22 protein-coding genes are annotated in these 24,193 nt (G+C 74.6%); 14 read left to right on the top strand and 8 right to left on the bottom strand.

Annotated features, from left to right (window positions below):
- Positions 1–2 precede the first annotated feature (2 nt).
- Entirely contained in the window at positions 3–977 is a 975-nt protein-coding gene (locus tag ACGF2Y_RS30195; protein ID WP_392954006.1) for an iron-siderophore ABC transporter substrate-binding protein, read from the bottom strand.
- An 8-nt stretch (positions 978–985) separates the two neighbouring features.
- Entirely contained in the window at positions 986–1,786 is an 801-nt protein-coding gene (locus ACGF2Y_RS30190; protein WP_392954067.1) for an ABC transporter ATP-binding protein, read from the bottom strand.
- Between the two features lie 594 nt (positions 1,787–2,380).
- Here ACGF2Y_RS30190 and ACGF2Y_RS30185 point away from each other — a divergent pair.
- Positions 2,381–2,824 carry a subtilase-type protease inhibitor gene (locus ACGF2Y_RS30185; protein WP_392954003.1) on the top strand — a complete coding sequence of 148 codons (444 nt, stop codon included), beginning with the start codon at positions 2,381–2,383 and terminating at the stop codon, positions 2,822–2,824.
- A gap of 298 nt (positions 2,825–3,122) precedes the next feature.
- On the opposite strand, the gene rpsR is transcribed toward ACGF2Y_RS30185, so the two are convergent.
- The 4 genes from rpsR to rpmG form a co-directional block, all read right to left on the bottom strand.
- Complete coding sequence (rpsR, locus tag ACGF2Y_RS30180; protein WP_392954001.1) at positions 3,123–3,371, bottom strand: 30S ribosomal protein S18; 249 nt, start codon at positions 3,369–3,371, stop codon at positions 3,123–3,125.
- Positions 3,372–3,534: 163 nt separating this feature from the next.
- Positions 3,535–4,689 carry a CobW family GTP-binding protein gene (locus ACGF2Y_RS30175; RefSeq protein ID WP_392953998.1) on the bottom strand — a complete coding sequence of 385 codons (1,155 nt, stop codon included), beginning with the start codon at positions 4,687–4,689 and terminating at the stop codon, positions 3,535–3,537.
- Positions 4,686–4,940, bottom strand: coding sequence for a type B 50S ribosomal protein L31 (locus ACGF2Y_RS30170; protein ID WP_392953995.1), 255 nt, complete (start codon positions 4,938–4,940; stop codon positions 4,686–4,688). The genes ACGF2Y_RS30175 and ACGF2Y_RS30170 overlap by 4 nt, the downstream gene beginning before the upstream one ends.
- A 110-nt stretch (positions 4,941–5,050) precedes the next feature.
- Complete coding sequence (gene rpmG / locus ACGF2Y_RS30165; protein WP_392953992.1) at positions 5,051–5,215, bottom strand: 50S ribosomal protein L33; 165 nt, start codon at positions 5,213–5,215, stop codon at positions 5,051–5,053.
- 70 nt (positions 5,216–5,285) lie between these two features.
- Here rpmG and rpmB point away from each other — a divergent pair, with 70 nt between their 5' ends.
- Together rpmB and rpsN are read left to right on the top strand one after the other, a co-directional pair.
- Positions 5,286–5,522, top strand: coding sequence for a 50S ribosomal protein L28 (gene rpmB / locus ACGF2Y_RS30160; protein WP_392954065.1), 237 nt, complete (start codon positions 5,286–5,288; stop codon positions 5,520–5,522).
- Positions 5,522–5,827, top strand: coding sequence for a 30S ribosomal protein S14 (gene rpsN, locus ACGF2Y_RS30155; RefSeq protein WP_392953989.1), 306 nt, complete (start codon positions 5,522–5,524; stop codon positions 5,825–5,827). Before rpmB ends, rpsN begins: the two co-directional genes overlap by 1 nt.
- A gap of 98 nt (positions 5,828–5,925) precedes the next feature.
- On the opposite strand, the gene ACGF2Y_RS30150 is transcribed toward rpsN, so the two are convergent.
- Entirely contained in the window at positions 5,926–7,203 is a 1,278-nt protein-coding gene (locus tag ACGF2Y_RS30150; protein WP_392953986.1) for a hypothetical protein, read from the bottom strand.
- Between the two features lie 209 nt (positions 7,204–7,412).
- Here ACGF2Y_RS30150 and ACGF2Y_RS30145 point away from each other — a divergent pair, with 209 nt between their 5' ends.
- The 11 genes from ACGF2Y_RS30145 to ACGF2Y_RS30095 all read left to right on the top strand — a co-directional run bounded on the left by ACGF2Y_RS30145 (position 7,413) and on the right by ACGF2Y_RS30095 (position 21,664).
- Complete coding sequence (locus ACGF2Y_RS30145) at positions 7,413–8,399, top strand: ABC transporter substrate-binding protein (protein WP_392953983.1); 987 nt, start codon at positions 7,413–7,415, stop codon at positions 8,397–8,399.
- A complete protein-coding gene (locus ACGF2Y_RS30140) occupies positions 8,396–9,457 on the top strand; it encodes a FecCD family ABC transporter permease (protein ID WP_392953980.1) in 1,062 nt (353 codons plus the stop codon). The genes ACGF2Y_RS30145 and ACGF2Y_RS30140 overlap by 4 nt, the downstream gene beginning before the upstream one ends.
- Positions 9,454–10,521, top strand: coding sequence for a FecCD family ABC transporter permease (locus tag ACGF2Y_RS30135; protein ID WP_392953977.1), 1,068 nt, complete (start codon positions 9,454–9,456; stop codon positions 10,519–10,521). Before ACGF2Y_RS30140 ends, ACGF2Y_RS30135 begins: the two co-directional genes overlap by 4 nt.
- A gap of 236 nt (positions 10,522–10,757) precedes the next feature.
- Positions 10,758–11,531: an ABC transporter ATP-binding protein gene (locus ACGF2Y_RS30130; RefSeq protein ID WP_392954062.1), complete on the top strand. Its 774-nt coding sequence runs from the start codon at positions 10,758–10,760 to the stop codon at positions 11,529–11,531.
- 66 nt (positions 11,532–11,597) lie between these two features.
- Positions 11,598–11,732, top strand: coding sequence for a streptamidine family RiPP (gene amiA / locus ACGF2Y_RS30125; RefSeq protein WP_257136712.1), 135 nt, complete (start codon positions 11,598–11,600; stop codon positions 11,730–11,732).
- Positions 11,733–11,859: 127 nt separating this feature from the next.
- A complete protein-coding gene (locus ACGF2Y_RS30120) occupies positions 11,860–12,852 on the top strand; it encodes a hypothetical protein (RefSeq protein WP_392953974.1) in 993 nt (330 codons plus the stop codon).
- Complete coding sequence (locus tag ACGF2Y_RS30115) at positions 12,849–14,666, top strand: CocE/NonD family hydrolase (protein ID WP_392953972.1); 1,818 nt, start codon at positions 12,849–12,851, stop codon at positions 14,664–14,666. The genes ACGF2Y_RS30120 and ACGF2Y_RS30115 overlap by 4 nt, the downstream gene beginning before the upstream one ends.
- Complete coding sequence (locus ACGF2Y_RS30110; RefSeq protein ID WP_392954059.1) at positions 14,663–16,030, top strand: YcaO-like family protein; 1,368 nt, start codon at positions 14,663–14,665, stop codon at positions 16,028–16,030. The genes ACGF2Y_RS30115 and ACGF2Y_RS30110 overlap by 4 nt, the downstream gene beginning before the upstream one ends.
- Before the next feature lie 455 nt (positions 16,031–16,485).
- The gene (locus tag ACGF2Y_RS30105) at positions 16,486–17,937 is read left to right on the top strand and encodes a nitroreductase (protein ID WP_392954056.1); all 1,452 of its coding nucleotides are present in this window, start codon (positions 16,486–16,488) and stop codon (positions 17,935–17,937) included.
- A 125-nt stretch (positions 17,938–18,062) separates the two neighbouring features.
- A complete protein-coding gene (locus ACGF2Y_RS30100) occupies positions 18,063–19,802 on the top strand; it encodes an ABC transporter ATP-binding protein/permease (RefSeq protein WP_392953969.1) in 1,740 nt (579 codons plus the stop codon).
- Positions 19,799–21,664, top strand: coding sequence for an ABC transporter ATP-binding protein (locus ACGF2Y_RS30095; RefSeq protein ID WP_392953966.1), 1,866 nt, complete (start codon positions 19,799–19,801; stop codon positions 21,662–21,664). The genes ACGF2Y_RS30100 and ACGF2Y_RS30095 overlap by 4 nt, the downstream gene beginning before the upstream one ends.
- A 51-nt stretch (positions 21,665–21,715) precedes the next feature.
- On the opposite strand, the gene ACGF2Y_RS30090 is transcribed toward ACGF2Y_RS30095, so the two are convergent.
- Positions 21,716–24,181, bottom strand: a complete 2,466-nt coding sequence (locus ACGF2Y_RS30090; protein WP_392953963.1) for a SpoIIE family protein phosphatase — start codon at positions 24,179–24,181, stop codon at positions 21,716–21,718.
- Positions 24,182–24,193 lie beyond the last annotated feature (12 nt).

The raw sequence follows: 24,193 nt of genomic DNA, 5'->3' as shown, positions 1-24,193 counted from the left end.
CGTCAGGCGGTCAGCGCGCCGACGAGGGCGTCGATGTACTCGCGCATCGACGCGGTGCCGCCGAACATCCAGATGCCGTCGGGCAGGCGGTGGACCTCGTCGTTCTTGACGAACGGGAGGGACTTCCACACCGCGTTGTCCTTGAGGCCTTCGGCGAACGGGTCGCCGCCGTCGGAGTCGTTGGCGATGTAGGCGAACTGCGCGTCGCCGATCTTGGTGAGGCCCTCGACATCGGTCGCGGCCAGGCCGTAGGCCTTGTCGCCCTCCAGCTTCCACGGGTCGACGAGGCCGAGCTCGGTGTTCACGTCGGAGAGCAGCGAGCCCTTGGTGTACGGGCGCACCGAGACCTGGTTGCCCTCCTGCCAGCCGTCGGCGAAGGCGACCTTCTCGCCGTCGAAACCGGCGTCCGCGAGCTTCTTCTTCCCGTCCGCGACCGCCTTGCGGAAGGATTCGACCTCGGACTCGGCCTTGTCCTCGGTGCCGGTGGCCCGGCCGATGAGTTCGACGGTGTCGGTCATCTGGTCGATCTGCCGGCTCGCGTCGGCCGAGCGGACCACCGCGACCGGGGCGGCCTTGGACAGCTGCGCGATGGCGGAGTCGGACAGGTCGGTGGTGGCGATGATGAGGTCGGGCTTGAGGCCGGCGACGGTGGCGACGCTGGGCTCGCCCCGGGTGCCTATGTCCTTGACGCCCTTGGTGAGCGGCGCGGCCTTGTCGTACGCGGTGTAGCCCTTGACGTCGGCCACGCCGACCGGCTGGACGCCCAGCGTGACGAGCGTCTCGACGACGTTCCACTCGGTGCCGACGACACGCTTGGCCGGCCCGTCGAGCGTGATCTTCTTGCCGCGGGAGTCGGTGACGGTCACCGCGCTGTCCCCGGCGGACTCCTTCTCCGGTGCCTCGGTGGTGCCGCAGGCCGTGAGGGCGAGCGCGGCCGCGGCGGCGAGGGCGGGCCACGTCAGGTGCTGGTTCTTCATGAGGGAGTTCAGGGCCTTTCGGAACGGAGGTGGTGGCGGCCGACCGCGCGGGTGCGCGGGACGCCGGTGGCGGAGTCGGGTTCGACATCGATGCGGATGCCGTAGGCGTCGCTGAGCCGCTCGGGGGTGTACACCTCGGCGGGCGTGCCCGCGGAGACGATCCGCCCGGACGAGAGGAGAACGACCTGGTCGGCCACGGCGGCGGCCTGGTCCAGGTCGTGCAGCACGACCCCGACGGTGACACCGTGGGTGTCGGCGAGATCGCGGACGAGGTCGAGGATCTCCACCTGGTAGCGCAGGTCGAGATAGGTCGTCGGCTCGTCGAGAAGGAGTACGTCGGTGTCCTGGGCCAGGCAGCAGGCGAACCAGACGCGTTGCAACTGCCCGCCGGAGAGGCTCTCCACCCCGCGGTCGGCGAGCTCGGCGAGGTTGGTGACGGTCAGCGCGTGCTCGACCATCCGGGCGCCGTCCGGGTCGTTCCCCCGGACCCGGCCCCGGTAGGGGTGCCGGCCGAATCCGACCACGTCGCGCACGCTGAGACCGGCCGGCGCGGTCCGGCTCTGCGCGAGCAGGGTGACGCGGCGGGCGAAGTCGGAGCGCGAGAGGGCGAGGGCGTCGACGGGCCCGGCGTCCTCGGCCTGGGCCGCCACGGTCACCGTGCCGGTACGGGCCTTGTGCAGCCGGGCCACGGCTCGCAACAGGGTGGACTTCCCGCTGCCGTTCGGCCCGATGAGCGCGGTGACGCGACCGCGCGGCAGCCGGAGGTCGGCCCCGTGCACGACGTCGGTACGGTCGTACGCGATCGTCATGTCGCGGGCGTGGAGGCCGGCGCCGGGTTCGAGCGCCGCGCAGGACACGGCCGCGCGGGGCTCGGCGCCGGCGGTCATGGCGGGGTCACCGGCAGCGGGCGTGGAGCGCCGGCGCGGCGGTGGGTCTTCTCGGTCGAGGGCAGGAGCGATCACGAGGGTGAGGTTAGCCTCACCTAAATTTCCTTGGTCAAGAGGTATCCGGAATTGTGTCCTCCGTGTGACCTTCGGGCGCTCGCCGGTCGAGGGTGGCCGGGGGTGACCGACCGGCGGCCGGGCGCCGGCCGCTGTCGAGGTGCGGCCGGGCTTCGGTCTCGCGCGATGCCCCTCGGGTGGCGGTACTTTCCGGCCGAAGGGGCGGTTCGGTGCATAGGATCATTCCGGCGTATCCGCAGGTCAGGCGGTTGTTTCGGATTGAACCGCCAGGGTCTGTCCATATGTTGGACGACTCGCGCGAGGCCTCTGAGCTGCCCGAATGACCATTCGGTCGGTTCGAACGTCCGTCCGCGGCTGGAAGCTGGCCGTCGATGTGCGCTTACTTTCCGCGTGCGTAAGACTCCTGACCGCAATCAGGCACCCGACCGAGGAGTTTCACCGATGCGACGCAATCATCACGCCATCTTCGCAATCGTCACGGCGAGCACCCTTCTGCTCGGTGGTTTCGCGACCGCCACCGCGCAGGCCGCACCGGCGAAGGGGCAGAGCCTCTACGCACCCTCCGCGCTCGTCCTCACCGTCGCCCGCGGAGACGACCCGCTGACCGCCACCGTGGAGCGGGCCGTCACGCTCGCCTGCGCCCCCACCGCCGAGGGAACACACCCCGCTCCCGCTGCGGCCTGCAAGGAACTGGCCGCGGTCCAGGGGGAGTTCTCCGAACTGACCGCCGGTCCGTCGAACCGGACCTGTACCCGTCAGTGGGACCCGGTCGTGGTGACCGCCCACGGCGTCTGGGAGGGCAAGCCGGTCGAGTTCAGCACCACGTACGGCAACGCCTGCGAGATGGCGGGCAGCATGAACGACAACGCCGTCTTCGCCTTCTGATCCACCGGGGCGTGCCGACGCCGGGGTGACGGAGCACCGCACCGTCCCGCCGACCGCGTCCGGAGTCCCGCCCCGCCCGGCGTGCCCCGCACACGCCCCCCGTCCACGACGACCGGGAGCCATGTGGTCGCCCCAGCCGTTCCCGCCGCGGCCGGCAGCGACCCGCCCCGGTCGGTTCGCTCCCCGGGGATGCCGCTGCCCATGCGTCCGAGGTTCCCGGGCTGCCGCCGTGTTGCGTCCCGGGCCGCGGGCGCGCCCCCGCCGCAGGGTGCATTCCAGAGGGCGGGGGCGTCGCGCGCTACTTGCCCGTCGCGGATCCGGAGTGCGGCAGCAGGGCCATCTCGCGCGCGTTCTTGATGGCCGCGGCCATCTGACGCTGCTGCTGGGCGCTGATCCGGGTGACCCGGCGGCTGCGGATCTTCCCCCGGTCGGAGATGAACCTCCGCAGCAGATCGGTGTCCTTGTAGTCGATGTACGTGATCCTGGCGGCGACCAGGGGGTTCGGCCGGCTCTTGAGCGGCTTGCGCGGGTCCTGCTGACGTGCCATGAGGCTTCCTCGTGCTTGGTGTGTTCGGTGTGCTTGGTGTGTTCGGTGTGCTCGGTGTGCTCGGTGTGCTCGGTGTGCTCGGTGTGGAGGGTGCGCGGTCGGTGGGGACGGGGTTACGGGTTCACGGGGTACGGAACCGGGGGAGCGGGCGGTACGGGCGGGGTCAGTGGACCGGGTCGAGGAGTGCGTCGAACGCGGCGGGCAGGTTCTTCCACGCCTCCCGGCCGGAGCCGTACTCCTCGTCCGTGAGCAGGCAGGAGTCCAGCAGCCCGGTCAGGCCGTCGCGGTCGAGGCCGGGGGAGACGAAGACCAGGTGCTGGCAGCAGTCACCGTGCTCGGGATGCCAGTCCAGCGCGGCGGCCGCCCGCCGGTAGGGCGGCACCATCGACCAGGCGGCGTCCGGGAGCGAGGCGAGCCAGGGCCCGCTGTTCTCCACGCAGAGAGCGCCGCCCGCGGCGTCCCAGGAGAGCAGGGTGTCGGGCCGGTCCGCGAGCCAGAACCGGCCCCGGCTGCGGGCCGCCGCGCAGCTCAGGTCCTCCAGCGCGTCCAGGAGGCGCTCGGGGTGGAAGGGCCGGTGCCGCCGCCAGACGAGCGTGCCCACCCCGGCCTCCTCCGCCTCCTGCGGCAGCAGCGCGCAGGCCGGGTGCTGGCCCGCGTCCGCTGCCTCCACGTCGAATCCGGCGAACACGAGGCGCGCCAACTCTGCCGAACCAGAGGCGGCCTGACGGGCCGTCGGGTTGAGCTGCCGGATCAGCGCCCGGTCCTCGTCGTCGGCCGCCGGGCTCGGCGCCACGGCCAGGACGGGTGCGTACTCCACCTGCCGGGCCCAGGTGTCGCCGATGGTCCGCTGGTCGCCCGGCGCCGCCGCGAGACCGGCCTCGGCCAGATCGTCGCCGTTGGAGAGGCAGGGCAGGACGAGGGTGGGGTCGACCGCCGCGAACACGTTGGTCACCTCGGCGGCGGTGGTGTGCGCGGCGATCACCTCGGCCATGGACTTCGGCTCGACGGAGTCCCAGAGCTCCAGGACGGCGAGGCGGGTCAGCCCGTCCCCCGCGAGCCGTTCGAGTTCGGGGACGAGGTCCTCGCGCAGGGCGCAGCAGGTGCATTCGTTGACCAGCGGCGCTTCGCCGGAAGCCAGCTCACCACCGGCGTCCCGCAGGGAGCGGCGGACCGTTCCACCGGTGGCTGTCGACAGGTCGTGGTGCAGCGCGACACTGTGCGGAACGTCCCGCAGCAGCCCTTCCACCACTTCGCGGCGCGCCTCGGAGTGCAGGCCGCAGACGATGACGACGGGCAGTTTCGTCCGGCGCTCGCTCACCGGTCCCCACCGCGCCCGTAGCGGCGCTCGAAGCGCTCCACGCGTCCGGCGGTGTCCAGGACGCGGGCGGTGCCGGTGTAGAAGGGGTGGCTCGCGGAGGAGATCTCCACGTCGACCACCGGGTAGGTGTTGCCGTCCTCCCATGCGACGGTGCGGTCGCTGGTCATGGTCGAGCGGGTCAGGAACGCGAAGTCGGCGGCCTTGTCGCGGAAGACGACGGGGCCGTACGAGGGGTGGATTCCGGGCTTCATGGCGGTGTCCTAGGGGTTGGGCTTCAGGGGGGTGCCTGGGGAGGCGGGTGTGCCGGGTGTTCTGGGTGTGCTGGGTGTTTCGGGGGAGGCGGGCGGGGGCCGGGCGGGCCTCAGCGCTCCTCGCGGAAGTCGACATGGCGGCGGGCGACCGGGTCGTACTTGCGCAGCACCATCCGGTCGGGGTCGTTCCGCCGGTTCTTGCGGGTGACGTAGGTGTAGCCGGTCCCCGCGGTGGAGCGGAGCTTGATGATCGGGCGTACTTCGTTGTGAGCCATGGGCGCTACTATATGGCAATGGTTTCCATTTTCAATAATGGATACGTCGAAGGAGAGGCAGGTAACTTTCATGTCCGCCCATTGCCAACTGACCGGCGCGAAGCCGGGATTCGGCAACAACATCTCCCACTCGCACCGCCGGACGTCCCGCCGGTTCGACCCGAATATCCAGCGCAAGCGGTATTGGCTGCCCGGTGAGGGCCGGTATGTGCGCCTGACGCTGAGCGCTCGGGCGATCAAGGCCATCGACAGCATCGGCATCGAAGCCGCGGTCGCGCGGATCCGTGCGCGGGGAGGGAAGGTCTGATGGCGAAGAAGAGCAAGATCGCGCGGAACGACAGGCGCCGGACGATCGTCGACCGCTACGCCGCCCGCAGGGCCGAGCTCAAGGAGATCATCCGCCGGCCCGGTACGCCGGAGGGTGAGCGTGTCGCCGCCGTCGAGGAGTTGCGGCGTCAGCCGCGCGACGCCAGTGCCACACGGGTCCGCAACCGGGACAGCGTCGACGGCAGGCCCCGGGGGTATCTGCGCAGGTTCGGCCTCTCCCGGGTCCGGATGCGCGAGCAGGCCCACGCGGGATTCCTCCCGGGCGTCACCAAGTCCTCCTGGTGACACGCCGGCCGCTGTCCCGGTGACCCGGGGCTGAGCGCGCCAGGGGCGGCGGGTGGTGGCGCGGCGGTCCCGCCGCGTCACCACCCGCGACGTCGTTCTCAGCGGCCGACCGGGTCGGCGTGCGCTCCGTCCCCGGGGGTGACGAGCGCGAGATGGCCGCCGTCGTCCAGGGGCGTCGGGACGGTCAGGGTCGTGACCTGGGCCGCCCGGTCCGCGTCGAAGACGTGGACCTCCCCATGCCCTCCCCGGCTCACCGCGACCAGACCCCCGCCGGGGGAGGCGGCGACAGCCCGCCGCTGCACGCCGTCCCAGGGTGTTCCGCCGCGCCGTGGCGCACCGGACATGGCGGGCAGGGGCAGCCGCGCACCGACTTCGGGGCGGGTTCCGGCGGCCGGGGGCGCGGTGAGCAGGACGAGCTCGTCGCCGTCCGGGTGGACCCGGGTGTACGCGATGTGGCGGGCCGTCACCGCGAGCCGGAAGACCAGCCCGGGGCCCAGGTCCAGCCGCCCCGTGACGCCCGTGTCGAGGTGGTGCCACCAGGCGTCGTTGGACCAGTCCGGCCACTGCCCGGGGTCGCCCGGTCCGCCGCGTACGCAGGACCAGAGCACGCGCCGCACGGGGTCGAGCCGCAGGTAGTAGCCGCGCCCGCCGGAGCGCCCGTCGGCGGACCAGGGCAGCGGAGCCTCGGGTGCGAGGCCGTCCCCCTCCCGCCGTGCCCGGTGCACCCCCGAGCCCGCGGCGGCGAACACCCGCCCGGTGAGCGGGTCGTGGGCGTCGCCGTGCCCGTCGTCGTCCGGCAGGGCGATCCGCCGGACCGGGATCGCCGGCGGGCAGGCGGGGGCCGAACGCATCAGGTCCCGGTGCCGGTAGGTCAGCAGTTCGCCCGGCTCCCGGTGGCGCAGCACCACGAGCGGGGACGGTCCGCCGAGGACCGTGACCCCCGGCTCACCGGTGCGCCCCCGTACGCGTACGGCGACGGCGCCGTCCGGTGCGCCGAGGTCGAGGGCCGTCACGAGTCCGGTCCAGGCCTCCTCGTTGCGGCCGAGGCCGGTGGTCACCGCGAGGTGCCGCCCGCCCGGATCCGCCGCCAGGTGCTCGGCGGGGACCGCCACGGGTATCCGCCGCCGGACCAGCGGCCGGCCCGCGCCGGGGCCGTAGGGGTCGAGCACCAGCAGCTCACCCGCCCGGTCGTCCACGCAGGCGGTGAGGTCGCCCGGCAGGGCGAGGAAACCCGCGTGCTCGGCGAGGTGCCGGTGGTTCAGCTCCGCCCGCTCCGTGCCGTCCGGGAGGTCCAGCAGGCTGATCCGCCCCGCGACCTGGTCGGCGACCAGGAGGCGGGGCGGCGCGTCGGGAGCGGGGCGTGGGGTGTGCGGCATGGCGAACTCCTGGGGTGGGCGGGGCCGGAGGGGCCGGCGGGGCAGTGGTGGCCGGTGTTGGCCGGCGGGTCTCGTCGACAACCTTGCCGACTTTAATGGAAATGATAATCATGTGTATGGTTTCGCCTTGTGGTGGAGGTCGCTCCCGGGGCTCCGCCGCCTCCGCTGCCGCATCCCCGGGACCGCACAGGAACATTGAGGGACCGTCGATGCCACGAACCGCGCTGAGAGTCCGCCGCTGGGCCGCGATCGCCGTACTGGGAGGCCTGCTGGCCGGCTGCGGAACCGAGGAGGCCGGCACCGGAGGACCGGCCGACGCTCCGGGGAACGAGGCCGGAGCCCGTACGGCCACGGAGGTGCGGCCCATCGAGGCCGCCACCCGGATCACCGACGCCAAGGGCGTCACGGTCTCCCTGCCGAAGCCGCCGGAGAAGATCGTCTGCCTGGTCGCCCTCTGCGACGACATCCTCGTCGAGCTGGGCATGACCCCCACCGCCACCAACTCCCAGGTGCTGGCCAACCCGAAGTTCCTGGGCGAGGAGAAGGCCGCGAAGATACCGGTCGTGCCCGGCGGCTTCCTGAGCCCCGAGGTCGAGGCGATCCTGTCCCACCGACCCGATCTGGTCATCGGTCTGGAGGACACCCACGGCAAGCTGGCCCCCGCGCTGAAGGGCGCCACGACCTTCTGGCCGGTCCAGCCCGGATCCTGGCAGGACAGCGTCGGCTACCTGCGGAACCTGGCCGCGCTCACCGGCCGCACCGAGCAGGGCGAGAAGGCCGAGAAGACCTTCCGCACCCGCCTGGCACAGGCGGAGAAGCACAAGAGCGACAAGACCGCGCTGATCATCTACGGCAGCGACGAGAACTTCGGCGTGGCCACCCCGGAGACCGATGTGGCGGCCGGACTGTTCCCGAAGATCTCCCACTACCCGTGGAAGAGCCGGGGCGTCGAGGGCAGTTACAGCCTGGAGGAGATCCTCGCCCGGGACGTCGACGTCCTGTTCGTGGAGACCCTCTCCTTCGGCGCGCCGGACGGCAAACTCTCCGACAAGCTGGCCGGGAACCCGCTCTGGTCACGGATCCCGGCCGTGAAGAACGGCAAGGTCATCGAGGTCGACTCCGAGGTGTGGGCCAAGGGGCGCGGCACCCGGTCCCTGGGCCTCGTCCTCGACGAGGCGACGGCCGCGCTGCGGTGAGGCGCCCGCCCGTGCCGCTGCTCTGCCTGGGCGCGGCGGCCCTGGCGAGCGCGGTCTGCGCGCTCAGCCTCGGTACGCCGCACGTCCCGCCCGCCGCGCTCCCGGCCACGCTGGGGGCCGACGGGCTCGCGGGGCTCGTCGTCACCGAACTGCGGCTGCCCCGCATGGTGCTGGCGCTGCTCGCCGGCGCCTGTCTGGGTGCGGCGGGTCTCGTCCTCCAGGAGGCCCTGCGCAACCCGCTGGCCGTGCCGGAGATGCTGGGGGTCTCCTCCGGGGCGGCCCTGGGGGTCGCCGCGCCGCTGGTCCTGGCCTTTGCCGTCCCCCTCGGACTGCAGCCGTTCCTCGCCCTGGCGGGGGCGGCGCTCGGCGGTCTGCTCACCCTGGTCGCCGCCGGATTCGGGCGGAGCCCCTCGGCCGTCCTGCTGACCGGAGCCGCCGTCGCGGCCGCCCTCCAGGCGGGACTGCTGGTGCTCATGGTCATGGCCGACCAGCTCGACCTCCAGCTCATCTACCGCTATCTGCTGGGCAGTCTGTCCGCCCGGACCTGGGACGACGTCACCGGTCTGCTGCCCTGGCTCGCCGTGGCCGTCCCGGCGCTGGTGCTGTGCGTGCCGGTGCTCGGGGTGCTGCGGCTTGGCGACGACGACGCCCGTGCGCTGGGCGTACGGGTCGAACGGGCGAGGGTGGCCGCACTGGGCATCGCCGTCGTCCTCATCGCCCCCGTCGTCGCGGTCTGCGGGCCGGTGGCGTGGGTCGGCTTCCTCGCCCCGCACCTCGCCCGCCGCCTCCGTCCGGACGGAGGCGCGGCCGGGTGGCTCGTACGGTCCGCCGTGTGCGGCGCGATCGTCGTTCTGTGCGCCGATCAGCCGGCCCGGCTGGCACTCGCCCCGGTCGAGACGCCCGTCGGCGCCTGGACCGCCCTGGTCGGGGTGCCGGTCGGGGTCGTGCTGCTGAAGCGGGGAAGGCGGCCCGCCCGGGAGCGGGGGCCCGTGGCCCTGTCCGTACCGGGGAGTGCGGTCGACGTCCCCGCTCCCGTTCTGCGGAAGGCGGAACGATGACCCCCATCGACACCGTGCCCGGACCTGCCCACCGCGGCCACCGCGCCCTGCGCGCACCGGGCGTCCGGATGGGCGGCCTGGCGCTGCTCGTCGCCGTGGTGGCCTGCGCCGACCTGTTCGCCGGCCGGGGCGTTGCTCCCGAAGGTGTACGTGCTGTGCTCCTCGGGATCGGCGACGACCCCACCGCCGGACACATCGTGCTCCAACTGCGGTTGCCGCGGCTGCTGGTGGCGCTGGTCGCCGGGGCCTGTCTCGGGGTGGCCGGGCTCGTGCTCCAGTCGGCCCTGCGCAACCCGCTGGCCGGGCCCGAGGTCACCGGCGTCACCCCCGGTGCGGTGCTCGGAGCGGTGGCCGCGACCGGCCTCGGCCTCGCGGGCTGGGAGTCTCCCACAGCCGTGGTCGTGGCCGCCTGCCTCGGCGGCTTCGCCGGAGCGGGTCTGCTGTGGCTGCTCGCCGGGCGGGACCGGGGCGACCCGGAACAGACCGCCGTCTACGGGGTCCTCGTGTCCGCCGTGCTCGCGGGCCTCACCGCCGTCGTCCTCCTGGTGGCTCCCGGCGAACTCGGCAGCGTCGTCCAGTGGTTGATCGGTTCCACCGAGGGCCGGGTCTGGCAGCACTGGAATCTGCTCTGGCCGTGGGCCCTGTTCTGGGGTGCGGCGGCCTGGCTGCTCGCCGGACCGCTGACCCTGTTGCGCTGCGGCGACGAACAGGCCGCCGCCGCGGGTCTGGCCACCGGCCGGGGCCGGGGAGCGGCGCTCGTGTGCGCGGTGGCGCTGACGGCCGGCGCGGTCTCGGCGGTGGGCGCGCTCGGCTTCGTAGGCCTGCTGGTGCCCCATCTGGCGCTGGCCGTCTTCGGTGCCGACCTGCGCATCACGCTGCCGGGTGCCGCGCTGCTCGGTGCGGCGGTGGTGTGCGGAGCGGACGCCGGTGCCCAAGTGCTGTCCCGGCTGCTGGCCACCGTGTTCGACGCGGACCGGCTGACCCTTCCGGTCGGCGCCCTGACGACCTTCGTGGGGGCGGGGCTGCTGATGGCCGTGGCGCGGCGCCGGGCGGACGAGCGATGACGGGGCGAGAGGCGGATGTGCCGCGTCAACGGAAGCGGGAGAGAGCGGATGAGGAGGGCGGCATGCCGAAGGGCCTGACCGGACAAGTGGACAAGAGCCAGGCGAAGGGAACCTTCCCGGACCCGGGCGTGGACCGGGGCGTGGACCCGGACGTGGACCTGGGCGGGGTGTCCGGCGGGGAGTTCGGCCCGGAGGTGGTCCGGGCGGAAGGGCTGGCGTTCGGTTACCCGGGACGCATGGTGCTGCGCGGGCTGGACCTGAGCATCCGCGCCGGTGAACTGGTCGCCCTGATCGGGCTGAACGGATGCGGCAAGAGCACCTTCCTCAAGCTCGCCGCCGGACTGCTCACCCCGAGCGGCGGGCGCGTCCTGCTCGAAGGCGACGACGTGGCGCGGCTGCCCCGCCGCACCGCCGCCCGACGCGTCGCCCTGCTCCATCAGTCGGCACCGGCCGTACCAGGGCTGACGGTGCGTCAACTTGTGCGGCAGGGGCGCTACGCCGCCCGGGGACCGCTCGGGATGCTGCGGGAGGGCGACGACGAGGTGACGTCCCGGGCGCTCGCGGACGTCGGCGTCGCCGCCTGGGCCGACCGGCCGGTGGACGCGCTGTCCGGGGGAGAGCGTCAGCGGGTACGGCTGGCCATGGCGCTGGCACAGGACGCCCGCGTGCTCTTCCTCGACGAGCCGACCACGTATCTCGATCTGCGGCACCAGCTGGAGGTGCTCCAGACCGTCGTACGGCTGCGCGTGGAACGCCGGCTGACGGTGGTGATGGTGCTGCACGACCTCAATCACGCCGCCCGGTTCGCCGACCGGATCGTCGCGCTGCGCGAGGGGCGCGTCGCCGCCGACGGCCCCCCGGCGGAGGTCGTCACCCGGCGCCTGCTGGCCGAAGTCCTCGGCGTGGACGGCCGGGTGGGGATCGACAGCGAGGCCGGCCGGCCGGTCTGTTACCCAGATCACCCTCTCGATCCACTCCAGCTATTGCGGAATGAAAATCATATTCATTAGTGTCTGTGCTGCGGCACGCGCCAACGCCGCGACCTACCAACCCGATTCGAATGGAGGCTTCAACTCATGGAGCACAACAAGGTGTTCAGCCCGATCGCCGACCAGGGTCAGCTCGCCCACCTGTCCGCCACCCACTCGAACGCCCTCGTCGAGAACCCCTTCGACGACGCTGTCGAGGCCGACACCGCGGCCGAGAAGTGAGCGAAGCCTGCCGCTGACGGCAGGTTCCCCGCGTAGCGCGGGGCGGGCCCGCCCGGTGAGATCCCGGGCGGGCCCGCCCCGTTCAGCCCCGAACATCCCGTCCCCGTATCCCGCACCGGAGGATTCCGTGACCCGCAGTCGACTCGCTCCCGGCGCCGGGATCGTCACCGTCCCCGGTGCCGGCCCCGTTCTCCGGACCTCCGGAGGGGAGTTCCTGCGCATCGACACCGGCGGTGTCGACGGCGAGGCCCTGGTGCGCCGGCTGGTGGGGGAGGAGGCGCCGGGCGAGGGCCCGCACGCCGCCGAACTCGACCGGCTCGTCGAGGCGTTCGAGGCCGGCGGACATGCGGTGTCCGCCCCGGCCCGAGCCCCGCTCGCCGGTCGAACCGTCCATGTCCTCGGCGACCCCGTGCTCACCGGGCCGGTGGCGCGCTGCGCCGGGGCGGAAGGGGCCGAGGTTCACCTGACCACTCCGGACCGCGTGGCGGAACTCACCCGGGCGACCCCACGCCACCGCACCGAAGGACGCGTCGCCGTGGTGTGGTGCCTCGACTCGCCCGTGCCCGAAGGGCTCTGGGACACGGCGGACCGGCTGCCCGCGCGGCGCGTTGCCTGGCTGCGCTGCCACCGCGAGGGCGCCCACAGCTGGACCGAGCCCCTCGCCGCGGCTCCGGGTGACGTCACCTCCCGGCATGTCCGCCTTCGCAGGCTCGCGGCCACCGCCGCCCATCGCGAACTCGCCGCGTACTGGGCCGGACACCGCACCCCCGACACCGGACCGCACCCCACCGAGGCTTCAGCGGCCCTGATCGCCGCGCTCCTCACCGCGGATCTGATCGCCTGGGCAGAAGCAGAAGCAGAAGCAGAAGCAGAAGCGCAGGCGGAGGCGCAGGCAGCAGCGGAAGGGGCCGGGGCCGAAGCGAGGGCCGGGGCCGCTGTCGCAGCCGGACCGGGCGGGGCCGCCGGTCTCCCCGCGCGCCGTCGGCTGCGCCGGATCGACCTGCGCGACCTCACCGTCACCGAACACCCCGTGCTCCCCGTCCCGGACGTCGCACCCCTGCCCGCCCCGACGCGGGTCGGGACGCGCGCCGGGACCGGGACGACGAAGGCGCACCCGTGAACACCCGCACCGTGTACGTCCCCACGCCCGACGGCACCGCGCTCGCCACCGACGTATGCCTCCCGGACGGGGCTCGTCCCTGTCCCGCCGTCCTGATCAGAACCCCCTACGGGCGTGACGCCCACCGCGCCGAGCTGCGCGGCTGGGCGGCGAACGGATTCGCCGCCCTCGCCCAGGACGTACGCGGGCGCCACGGCTCACCGGGGGAGTGGCACCCCTACCAAGGCCACGAGAGGACGGACGGCGCGGCCACCGTCGCCTGGGCACGCGCCCAGGCGTGGAGCAACGGAGAGGTCGTCGCCGCAGGCGCCTCGTACGCCGCGCACTGCGCCCTCGTCATCGCGCTCGCCACCCCCGATGGCGCTTGCCGGGACGCCCCCGGCAACGCACACCGCGACGGAGTCCCCGACGCGGTCATCGTCGCCGTGCCCGCGCTCGGACTCACCGACACGGCGCGCGAGCCCGGGGGACCGGAGCGGCTGTGGGCCAGAGCCGGCTGGTGGGCGGCCCACGGCGACCGTCACGACTCCGATCCGGACGCGCTGGCCCGCGCGCTGGCGGACGACCCCCGGCTGCTCGAACACCTCCCGGTCGTCCGCCTGCCGGAGCGGCTGACGAAGAGCCTGGGGCGCGAACTGCCGTCCTGGCCCCGGCTCTGGGCCGACCGGGGACGGGGCAGCCTCGTCGCGCTGGGCTCCACCGCCCGCCTTCCGCTGCTCGCCGTCGGCGGTACCCGTGACCCCTTCGCCGAGGACACCGTGGCCCTGTGGCACGGCTGGGGCGGCCCGACCCGTCTGCTGCTCGGACCCTGGGGCCACCGCCTCACCGCCGACCCGTCCGCACCGGCCCGCGCGCGTATCAACCTCGGCGCGCTGTACGTACGGTGGGCCCGCGCCGCGCTCGCCGGCCGTCTGGAACCGACGCGGCACGGGGTCATCGCCCTCGGCGACAGCGGCCGCTGGCACAGCACCCGGGTGCGGAGCACCCCCCGAGCCGCGATCACCGCCGACGCCACCCCGCCGCAGAGGCCCGAGAGGTGCGAGCGGTCGGAGGGACCAGAGCGATCGGAGGGGCTGGAGGGGCTGAAGCGGTCGGATGCCGGGCGGCTTCTGGCCATGAGCGCTGGAGCCGTCCCGGATCCGTCACCGGGCGACCACCGCGACCACCGGGACCGCCGCACGGCCCCCGCCCCTGCCCACACCCATGCCCCGGCCCACCTCCCGCCCCCGGACACCGAACCGGCCGGTCCCGTCGCCTGGCCCTTCGGCTCGCCCACCGGTCTACGGCTGCTCCACGGAGCCGAGTTCAGCGCGGACCCGGACCACCCCGTGCGCTCCGACGACCTCGCCGTCCCGGCCGGCGAGGACCGTGCCGACCGCTGTCTGCTCCTCTCGCCGCCGCTGCCCCGCCCGCTCGACCTGGCGGGAGCCGCCGTCGCCCGGATCAACGTCACGGCCGACACACCCTGTGCCGACTGGGCCGTACGCCTGACCGCACTCGACCCGGCCGGCCGTGCGGATCCGCTCGCTTTCGGCATCGTCCGGCGCACCGGCCCGCCCGGCGAAGCCGCGGACATCACCGTGCCGCTCGGCACGCTGGGCCGCCGGCTGCCCGCCGGGACCCGGTTGCGGGCCGAGATCGCCGGACACCACTTCCCCGCCCACGCCCGCAACCCGCACACCGGAGAGGACCCGGTCACGGCCACCCGGCTCGTCCCGTCCCGCCGCACCGTGAACCCCCGGGGCAGCGCCCTCCACCTGCCCGTCGTCGCCCGACGCCGCTACGTCGAGCCCGTACCGGAGATATGCCGTTGACCAGCGCCCTGCCCATCGAAGCCCTCGTCGACCCCGTCAGCGGGATCATCCGCGACGTCGCACCCGTAGAACACCCCACCGGTGCGCCGCCCCGCTACACCGCGATGACCGCGGACGTCGCCGACGCCCGCCGCCTCGGCGCCTGGCCCGCCGACCGGGTCTCGCTCGGCACCACGTTCGGCGACCCCCGGGGCGCGTGGATCGCGGCCGTCGCCGAGGCCGTCGAGCGCTACTGCGGCAACCGCCTCCCGCCGCCCGGCAGCCCCCAGGAGCCCCGGCGGGCCACCGCCGCCGAACTGGCCGCCGAGGGCCACCGCCTCTACGGGCCCGGCGCTCTGCCGGCGTACGCCCCCTGGCAGTACGGCCGCCCGGGATTCCCGTACGCCGAACTCACCCCCGACACACCTGCGCTGTGGACCCGGGCCACCGAGAACGGGGAGCCCTGCTGGGCTCCCGTCGCACTGACCCACCTCAACTGGCGTCAGGGTGAACTGCGTTCGCTGCCCCGCACCCACCACCTCAACTACGCGGGCATCGCCACCGGCCAGGGCCTCGACGACGCCGTCGAGCGCGGGCTCCTCGAAGTCGTCGAGCGCGACGCGCTGGAGCTGTGGTGGCACCTGGACGGGCCCACCCGGGGCATCGACCCGGCGAGCGTCCCCGGGCTCACGGAGGACCTGGCCGGCTGCGGGCTGGACGTGCACATCGTGGAGATGCCCTCCGAGTTCGCCCCCTGCGTGGCGGCCCTCGTGCACGACCCCGGGCGCGGCATATACGCGGCAGGGTTCGCCTGCCGGTACGACCCGGCGGAGGCGGCCCGCAAGGCCGTACTGGAGGCCGTGCACACCTGGGTGTTCACCCAGGGGGCGGTGGACGCCGACGGCTGGGTGTACCGGGCGGTGGAAGCCGGGATGCTCGCCCGCGGCCTGTACCTCGACCACCGCGCCGACCGGCGCTACCTCGACGACTGCGGACCCGAGTTCGCCTCCGTCCGCGACCTCGGCGCCCATGTCCAGGTCTGGCTGGACGACCGGATGGCCCCGCTCGCCCGCCGCTTCACCGAACCCGCCCTCGGTACGGTTCCGGTCACCGAGATCGCCCCGGGCGGCCGTGCCGCGCTCGATGCGGCGCTCGCCGCCGGGGGGCACCGGGTGATCACCGCGGACCTCACCACGGAGGACGTCGCCGAGACCACGCTGCGCGTCGCCCGCGTCCTGGTCTCCGGGCTGATTCCCAATTCCCCTGCGGCATTCGGCTACTTCGGCTGCCCGCGGTTCGCGGCCGCGGCGCTCGCGCGGGGCTGGCGCTCCCGACCACCCGCCGCTCCACAGGACTTCACCCTCGCCCCGCCGCCGCACATGTGAAGGAGCGCACCGCCATGCCCGAAACGCCGGACCGAGCTGCCGCGCCCGCTCGCGGGGCGCGCGAGGTGCCGCCCGCCGCGCCCGTTTCCGGGGGGTGCGCCGGGACGCCTGACGCGTTTGTCTCCGGTACGCGCGCCGCGCTGTCCGAGACGCCTGCTTTCGGGGCGCCCGCCGTGGTGCCCGCCGCGTCTGCTTCCGGGATGAAGGCGGTGCGGCCCGCTGTGCCTGCTTCCGGGGCGCACGCCGCCGTGCCCGCCGTGTCTGCCTCCGGAGATGAACGGGCTGTACGGTCCACGGCGTTCGCCTCCGATACGCCTGGCGGCCCACCTGTCGCCCACGCCACCGGACCGGCTCCCGCGGCCCCGGACGCGCCCACTTCCGCCCGTGCCCCGGGACCGGCCTCCCGCGACGGTGCCGCCCTCGGCCCCCGCCCCGAGCGTCCCGCACCGGGCTTCCTGCGCCAGGCGCTCGCGGACGCCCGATCGCTGCGTGCTCCGGGCCTCTCCCCGTACGTACCGGAACGCCCGTTCCCCTGGAACGGCCCCGCGCTGCCGTTGGCCGGGAGCATGACCGGGGCCGGGAGCGTGGCCGGATCCGGATCCGGGGCCGGTCCATGGCCGGGGCCTGGGGCCGCGATCGACCTGGACCGTGTGCTGCGGCTGTCCCTGGCCGCGCCCACCGGGACCACGGGCCGGCTGCGACCCGTCCCCTCGGCGGGTGCCCTCCACCCGGTGCGCGCCCACCTGCTGCTCGGGCCGGGATGTTCGCTGCCGCCCGGACGCTACGCCTACGACCCCCGCACCCACCGCGCCCACCCGCGCGGTCCGGCCCCCGCCGCCGCGCCGCCGGGCGCCCTCGTCGTCCTCACCGTGGCCGCCTCCCGCACCGTCGCGCACTACGGTCACCGGGCCTGGCCGCTGCTGCTCCTGGACACGGGCCATGCCGCCGCCGCCCTGGCGCTGGCCGGGGCCCCGGCCAGCGACGTCCGGGTCTCCCTCGACGCGGACGGTGCCCTGTTGTCCGCCGCCGCCGGACTGCCCCGTGTCCCGGCCTGGCAGGACGCCTGGCCCGGCACCGAGCCGGAACTTCCCCTCGCGGCAGTGCGGTTGGCGCCCCCGGGTGGGACCGTGGACGCCGAAGGCACGCTGAGCGTCTGGGCGGCACTGCCCCGCGCCGGGGCCCCGGCGCCGCAACCCGGCGCCGATACCACCCCGCCCCGTGAACTCGCTGCTGCACGGCACCTGTTGCACCACATCGCTGGAGCCCCCGAGCTGCCGGGCGGCACCTGGCACCCGGCCCCGCGCCCGGGACCGGTGACCGACGATGTCCTGGAAGCGCGGCGGAGCGCCCCGCCCGACGACCTGAACCACCCGCCCGGCCAGGACCCGCTGGCCCGGATCCTGGCCACCGCGCGGACACTGCTGCCGGGCGGACCCGCCTGGACCGCGGCGGTCGGCGGCGCCGCCCCGGCCCTGTACGCGACGGCTCCCGGCAGTCGGAGCCTCGACGTCCGCGCCGCCGGCGACGCGCGTCCCGCCCTCGCCCGCTGGGGAGCACGCCAGCAGTGGATCGGCGCCGCAGGTGCGGTGCTCCTCGCCCACGGCTGCCCCGAGGGTGCCCAGCCGGCCGCTGTCCGCAGCAGCCATCTCGTCGCCGGATACGGGGCCGGCGCGGCCCAGGCCCACGCCACCGGGCTGGGCCTGCGCTCACGCCCCATCGGTTCCTGGCAGCAGGCCGACCTGGGCGCGGCGCTCGGCGACCCTCCCGGACGCGACTGGATCGTGCACGGCCTGGCCCTGGCCGGCCCGGCGCCCACCGACACACCGGAGCCCGCCCCGCCCCCGACCGACACACCGGAGCCCGCCCCGCCCCCGGCACCCGCCGACGTACCGGAGCCCGCCCCGTAACCCGTAACCGTCCCCCGCCTCCGTAACCCGGAGCCCGCCCAACAACCAACAACCGGCACTCGACCCCCAACCCCCGCCCCTCGAACTCATCACCCAGACGGCCCGCCCGGCGAGGAAGAACGCCCATGATGCTCCACCCCGAACTCCTGCGCGCCGCGAACACCGCGCGCCGCCCGCTCGGTCTCGCCACCGCACTGCTCGCGGCGGTCACCGTCACCCACCTCGCCCAAGCCGTCCTGCTCGCGCTCGTGCTCTCCCGGATCGCCCAGGGTGAGACGGCCGCCCTCGCCCCGCTGCTCACGGCCGTCATAGCCGTCGTCCTGGTCCGAGCCGCCCTCGGCCGCGCCCAGCGCCTGACCGCCGTCACGGCCGGCGCCACCGTACGGGTCAGGCTCCGCGACACCCTGCTGGAGCGGCTCGGCGCGCTCGGCCCCACCGCGATCACCGGTGCGCGGGCCGGAGCCGTGCGCGCCACGCTGGTGGACGGCGTCGAGGGCGTCGACGCGTACATCTCGCGCTATCTGCCCCAACTCCTCATCACCGTGGCCGTTCCGCCGCTGCTGCTCGCCGCCGTCGCGTTCGTCGAGCCGTACGCGGCCCTGGCCCTCGGCCCCGCCCTGCTGCTCGCTCTCTTCGGGCCGCGCTGGTGGGACCGGCTGCTCGCCCGGCGCGGCAAGGAGCACTGGGACTCCTACGAAGCCCTCGCCGCCGACTACCTGGAGGCTCTCCAGGGGATGCCGACCCTGCGCACCGCCGGTGCCGTGGGCCGCGTACGGGAACGGCTGGAGGATCGGTCGGCCGCCCTGCACCGGACCACGGTCGCCAAACTCCGGGTCTCGCTCGTCGACACCGGCCTCACCGACCTGGCCGTCCAGGGCGGCACCGTCGTCGCCGTACTCGTGGCGTGCTCCTCGGCCGCCACCGGCCGTACCGCCGCCACCGGCACCTACCTCCTGCTCCTCCTCGCCTCCGAGTGCTTCCGCCCCGTCCGCGACCTCTCCCGTGAGTGGCACGCGGGTTACCTCGGGGTGTCCGCGGCCGACGGCATCGCCGGCCTGCGCACCGCCGAAGCCGCCGTCGCGGACCGGGGCGCCGTGGCCGCCGCCTGGGAGAGCGCACCCGAAATCCGTTTCGATGACGTGCACTTCACCCACCCGGGGAGCGGGCGGCCCGCCCTCGACGGTGTCAGCTTCACCGCCGCCCCCGGACGCACCACAGCCGTTGTCGGTCCGTCCGGGGCGGGGAAGTCGACCCTGCTGAGCCTGCTGCTGCGGCAACGGGACCCGGACCGGGGCCGCCTCACCGTCGCCGGGACGGACACCGCCGCGTACACCCTCGCCTCGCTGCGCCGGGGCATCGCCGTGGTCTCGCAGGAGACCTACCTCTTCCACGCCACGATCGCGGAGAACCTGCGCATCGCCCGACCGGCCGCCACGGACGAAGAACTGCGCGCCGCCGCTCGCACCGCCGGAATAGACCAGGAGATCGCCCGGCTGCCGGACGGCTACGCCACTCTCGTCGGCGAACGCGGTGCCACGCTCTCCGGTGGCCAGCGCCAACGGCTTGCCCTCGCACGGGCGTTGCTCGCGGACGCCCCGGTCCTGATCCTGGACGAGGCCACCAGCGCGGTCGATGAACGCGGCCAGGCGCGCATCGTCCGGGAACTGACGGCCGCCGGCCGCGGCCGCACCTGCGTCGTCGTCGCCCACCGGCTCGACGCCGTACGCCACGCCGACCACATCGTCGTCCTCGACGCGGGCCGTGTCGCCGCGGCGGGCGACCACACCACCCTGCTCGCGGGCGGCGGCGTGTACGCCTCGCTCGTCGCGGCCGGGCGCACCGCACAGGAGGAGCGCGCCGCATGACCCCGACCCCGGTCCCGACCCCCACCCCGGCCCCGACCCCCGCCCCAGGCCCCGCCCCGACCGATCCCGGCCGTCCCCACGGGCCCGGCCCCACCGCCGTCGCCACCGACGAGGCCGGAGCCGGCGCCCTGCGCTCGCTCCTCCCGGTCCTCGGCGCGCACCGCACCACCGTGCTGCGCACCTGCCTGGCCGCTCTCGTCGACCAGGCGGCCCTGGTCGCCCTGGTCACCCTCGCCGCCCACACCGTGGGCACCGCCGTCACGGAGCACCGCCCGCCCGCCCCCGGGACCGTCGCCGTCCTGGCCGGTCTCGTCCTGCTCCGGGCCCTCGCCACCTGGCGGGAGATGGACCTCTCGCACGACCTCGCCTACCGGGTCCTCGCCGAGCTGCGCGTCCGGGTCTTCGACGGGCTGGCCCGCAGCGCCCCCGCCCGGATCGCCGGCCGGCGCAGCGGCGACCTCGCGGCCACCGCGCTCGGGGACGTCGAGGCGCTGGAGTTCTTCTACGCCCACGCCATCGCCCAACTCCTGGCTTCCGGCGTGGTGTTCGCGGTGGCGGCCACCGTGCTGGCGACCCTCGGGCCCTGGCTGCTGCTCGCCGTCGTGCCCGCCGCACTGCTCCTGATCTGGTCGCCGCTGTTCGAAGCGCGCGGGCGGGCCGAGCGCGGCGTGCGGACCCGCAGCGCCCTCGCCGAGGTGTCGTCCGAGACCGTGGAGAGCGTCGACGGGCTGCGCGAGCTGCTGATGGCGGGGGCGCTGAACCGCAGGCGGGCCCGGCTCCGGTCCGCCGGACGCCGGCTCGCCCGCGCCCAGCGCGCCGAGCAGTCCTGGGAGACCGGTGCGGGCGCGGCCCGCGACCTGCTGGTCGTCGCCGCCGTCATCGGGGTCGTGGCGGCCGCCGCCCACGCCGCGTCCGCCGGACGCCTGGACGGCGCGTGGGCCCCGGCCGCCATGGCCCTCGCCCTGGGCGCCCTCGCCCCGGTCGCCGAATCGGCGGCCGCACTCGGCCGGGCGGGCAGTCTGCGTGCCGCCGCGGCACGGGTCCGGGCCGCCGTGCACGCCCCCGCCGGTGCCCCGGCGCCGCCGGCGCCCCGCCCCGTACCGGCGGGACCGCTGGGCCTGCGGCTGCGCGGCGTACGGTTCGGCTACGGGACAGAGTCCGTTCTCGACGGCGTCGACCTCACCGTCCGGCCGGGCGAGACCCTGGCCCTCGTCGGAGCGTCCGGGGCGGGAAAGTCGACCTGTGCCCATCTCCTGGCGCGCTACTGGGACCCCGAGGCCGGCACCGTGGAGCTCGTGCCCGCCGCCCCGGCCCACCCCGTCGACCTGCGGGACCTCACCGAGGAGGACCTGCGCGCCACCGTGTCCGTGGTCGGGCAGGAGGCCCCGCTGTTCCACGGCACCCTCGCCGAGAACCTCCGCCTGGGCGCGCCGGACGCCACGGCGGACGAACTGGGCGCGGTGGCCCGGATCTGCGGCATCGCCGCCATCGCCGACGCCCTGCCCGACGGGCTCGACACCGCCGTCGGCGAGCGTGGCGCGACCCTGTCCGGTGGTCAGCGCGCCCGGGTGGCATTGGCCCGGGGGCTGCTGAGCGGCCCGCGCGTACTCGTCCTGGACGAGACGACCGCCCATCTGGACCACCGGGGCGACGAGGAACTGGCCCACGCGCTCACGGCGGACTCCGCCACCCGGACGACCCTGGTGATCGCCCACCGCCCGGCCACCGTCCGCAGGGCCGACCGGATCGCGGTCCTGGACGGCGGGCGCATCGTCGAGGAGGGCACCTGGGACGAGCTGATCCGGGCCGGCGGACCGCTGACCCGCCTCTTCGCCCGCGAGGAGGCGGGAACCCTTCCCTGAGACCGGCTGCGCGCGTGGCGCTCAGGGAAGGGGCTGCTCCGCGTATGGCGCTCAGGGAAGGGGCTGCTCCGCCCAGATGATCTTTCCCCTGGGGGTGTAGCGCGTGCCCCACCGATGGGCGAGCTGCGCGACGAGGAACAGCCCGCGCCCTCCCTCGTCCGTCGTCCTCGCGTGCCGCAGCCGCGGCGAGGTGTTGCTGGCGTCGGACACCTCGCAGGTCAGCGCCGACTGGAACAGCAGCCGCAGCCGCACCGGCCCCGAGGCGTACCGGATCGCGTTGGTCACCAGCTCGCTGACGATCAGTTCCGTCGTCATCGACAGGTCCGCGAGCCCCCACGTCTCCAGCTGTCGGGAGACCTTGGCCCGGGTCTCCCCGACCGCCGCGGGGTCCACGGGCACGTCCCACGAGACGAGGTGCTCGGGGCTCAGGACGTGCGTCCGGGCGAGGAGCAGGGCGATGTCGTCCGGCTGCGGGACGGGCAGCAGTTCCTTGACCACCGACGGACACAGATCCTCCAGCGGCAGCCCGCCCCGGGACACCGCCCGGCCCAGCCGGTCCATTCCGCTCTCGATGTCCTTGTCGGTCCCCTCGATGAGCCCGTCGGTGTAGAGGCCGAGGAGGCTTCCTTCGGGCAGTTCGATCTCCAGGGACTCAAAGGGCAGCCCGCCGATTCCCAGGGGCGGCCCGGCGGGCAGGTCGGGGAAGCTGACCGTGCTGTCCGGGGTGACCACCACCGGCGGCGGGTGACCGGCCCGCGCCATCGTGCAGGAGCCGTTCGCCGGATCGTAGACGGCGTACAGGCAGGTGGCCCCCACCACCGTCGTGCCGCCGCGTTCCCCCGGGCCCCCCGCCCGCTCCTCCTCGCTGAGCCGCAGGACGAGATCGTCCAGGCGGGCCAGCAGCTCGTCGGGGGGAAGGTCCATGTCGGCCAGCGTCTGTACGGCGGTGCGGAGTCTGCCCATGGTCGCCGCGGCCCCGATGCCGTGCCCGACGACATCGCCGATGACCAGGCCGACCCGGGCGCCGGACAGCGGGATCACATCGAACCAGTCGCCGCCGACCCCGTCCTTCTCGTCCGCCGGAAGGTACGAGGACGCCACGTCCAGCGCCGTCCCGCCGCGCAGCGTGTGCGGCAGCAGGCTCCGCTGGAGCACCAGCGCCGCGGTGTGCTCCCGGGTGTAGCGGCGGGCGTTGTCCACGCACACGGCCGCACGCGCCACCAGCTCCCGGGCGGGCGCCACGTCGTCCTCGTCGAACGCCACCGGATTCTGCGACCGCATGAACGTGGTCAGACCCAGCACGGTGTCGCGCGCCCGCATCGGCACGGAGATCAGCGAGTGCAGCCCGAACTCCCGGATCCGGGCCGCCCGCGCCGGCTGCTCCACCGTCCATCCGTGGCTGTCCGGGTCGAGAACCGGCAGCAGGACCGGGTCGCCGTCGAGGAGGAAGTGCGCGTCCTGCGGCGGCGGCACGAAGTCGACCGTCTCCCCGACCCGTACGACCGCCTCCGGGCAGCCCTCCCGCACCGAGCTCAGGCCCGCCCGGCGCATGGCCGGCCGCTCGCCCTCGGCCGGCGCCGCCGACCCGGGCCGGTCGCCGCCGAACGGGATCTCCAGCAGGTCGACGAAGACGAAATCCGCGAACCGGGGCACCGCGAAGTCGGCGAGCTCCTGCGCCGTACGCTGTACGTCCAGGGTGCTGCCGATACTCGATCCGGCCTCGTTCACCAGCGCGAGCAGCTGACGCGCGTTCCACCGGTCGGTGACGTCGAGGGCCATGTATCCGATGCCGATCCGCCTGTCCCGGGCGTCGGCCAGCGGGAAGAACGAGCTCGCGTACGCCCGTCGGCGGTGCGGATCGGCCCAGCTCCAGCCCAGGTACTCGTAGTCCGTGATCGCCTCGCCGGTCGACAGGACCTGCCGCATCAACCGCTCGATGGTCGTCGCCAGTGCTCCGGGCAGCACCTCGCTGGGCCGGTGTCCCAGCCGCTGTTCCCGGGGCACACCGCCGAACCGCTCCAGGGTGTCGTTGAGCCAGAGATAGCGCAGGTCGGGGTCGAGCACCGCCATGCCCACCGGGGACCGGGTCAGGAAGTCGTCCAGCACGGACCCGCTCATCTTCCAGTGCGGGGTGAGCTCCCGCCCGGACACCAGGAAGCATTCCCGCCCGGCGATCAGGAACGGGGCCGTGGCCCGCACGTCGATGTCCAGCGACCGGCCGTCCCGGCTCCGCAGGGGGACCAGCCCGCTCCACGCCGACCCGGCCCGGCAGCGGGCGGCCACCGCGGCCGTCCGCCGGGCGTCCGGGGGGCCCGTCAGCAGCAGGGCCGCGGACCGGCCGACCACCTCGGCCGCCGGATACCCGAGCAACGCCTCGGCCCCGAGGGTCCAGGCGATGACCGTGCCGTCCCCGGCGATCACCGCCGCCGCGTCGTCAACCGTCCGCGCCGGTGCCCGCCCGTCCCCGGAGGGCAGCGGGCCGGGCTCCGCCGGGGAGCCCTCATCGGCGGATGCCATTGCACCTCACCA

The organism is Streptomyces sp. NPDC048142, assembly GCF_043202835.1.
Classification (GTDB): Bacteria; Actinomycetota; Actinomycetes; order Streptomycetales; family Streptomycetaceae; genus Streptomyces.
This window is presented reverse-complemented; position numbering and strand designations above follow the sequence as displayed.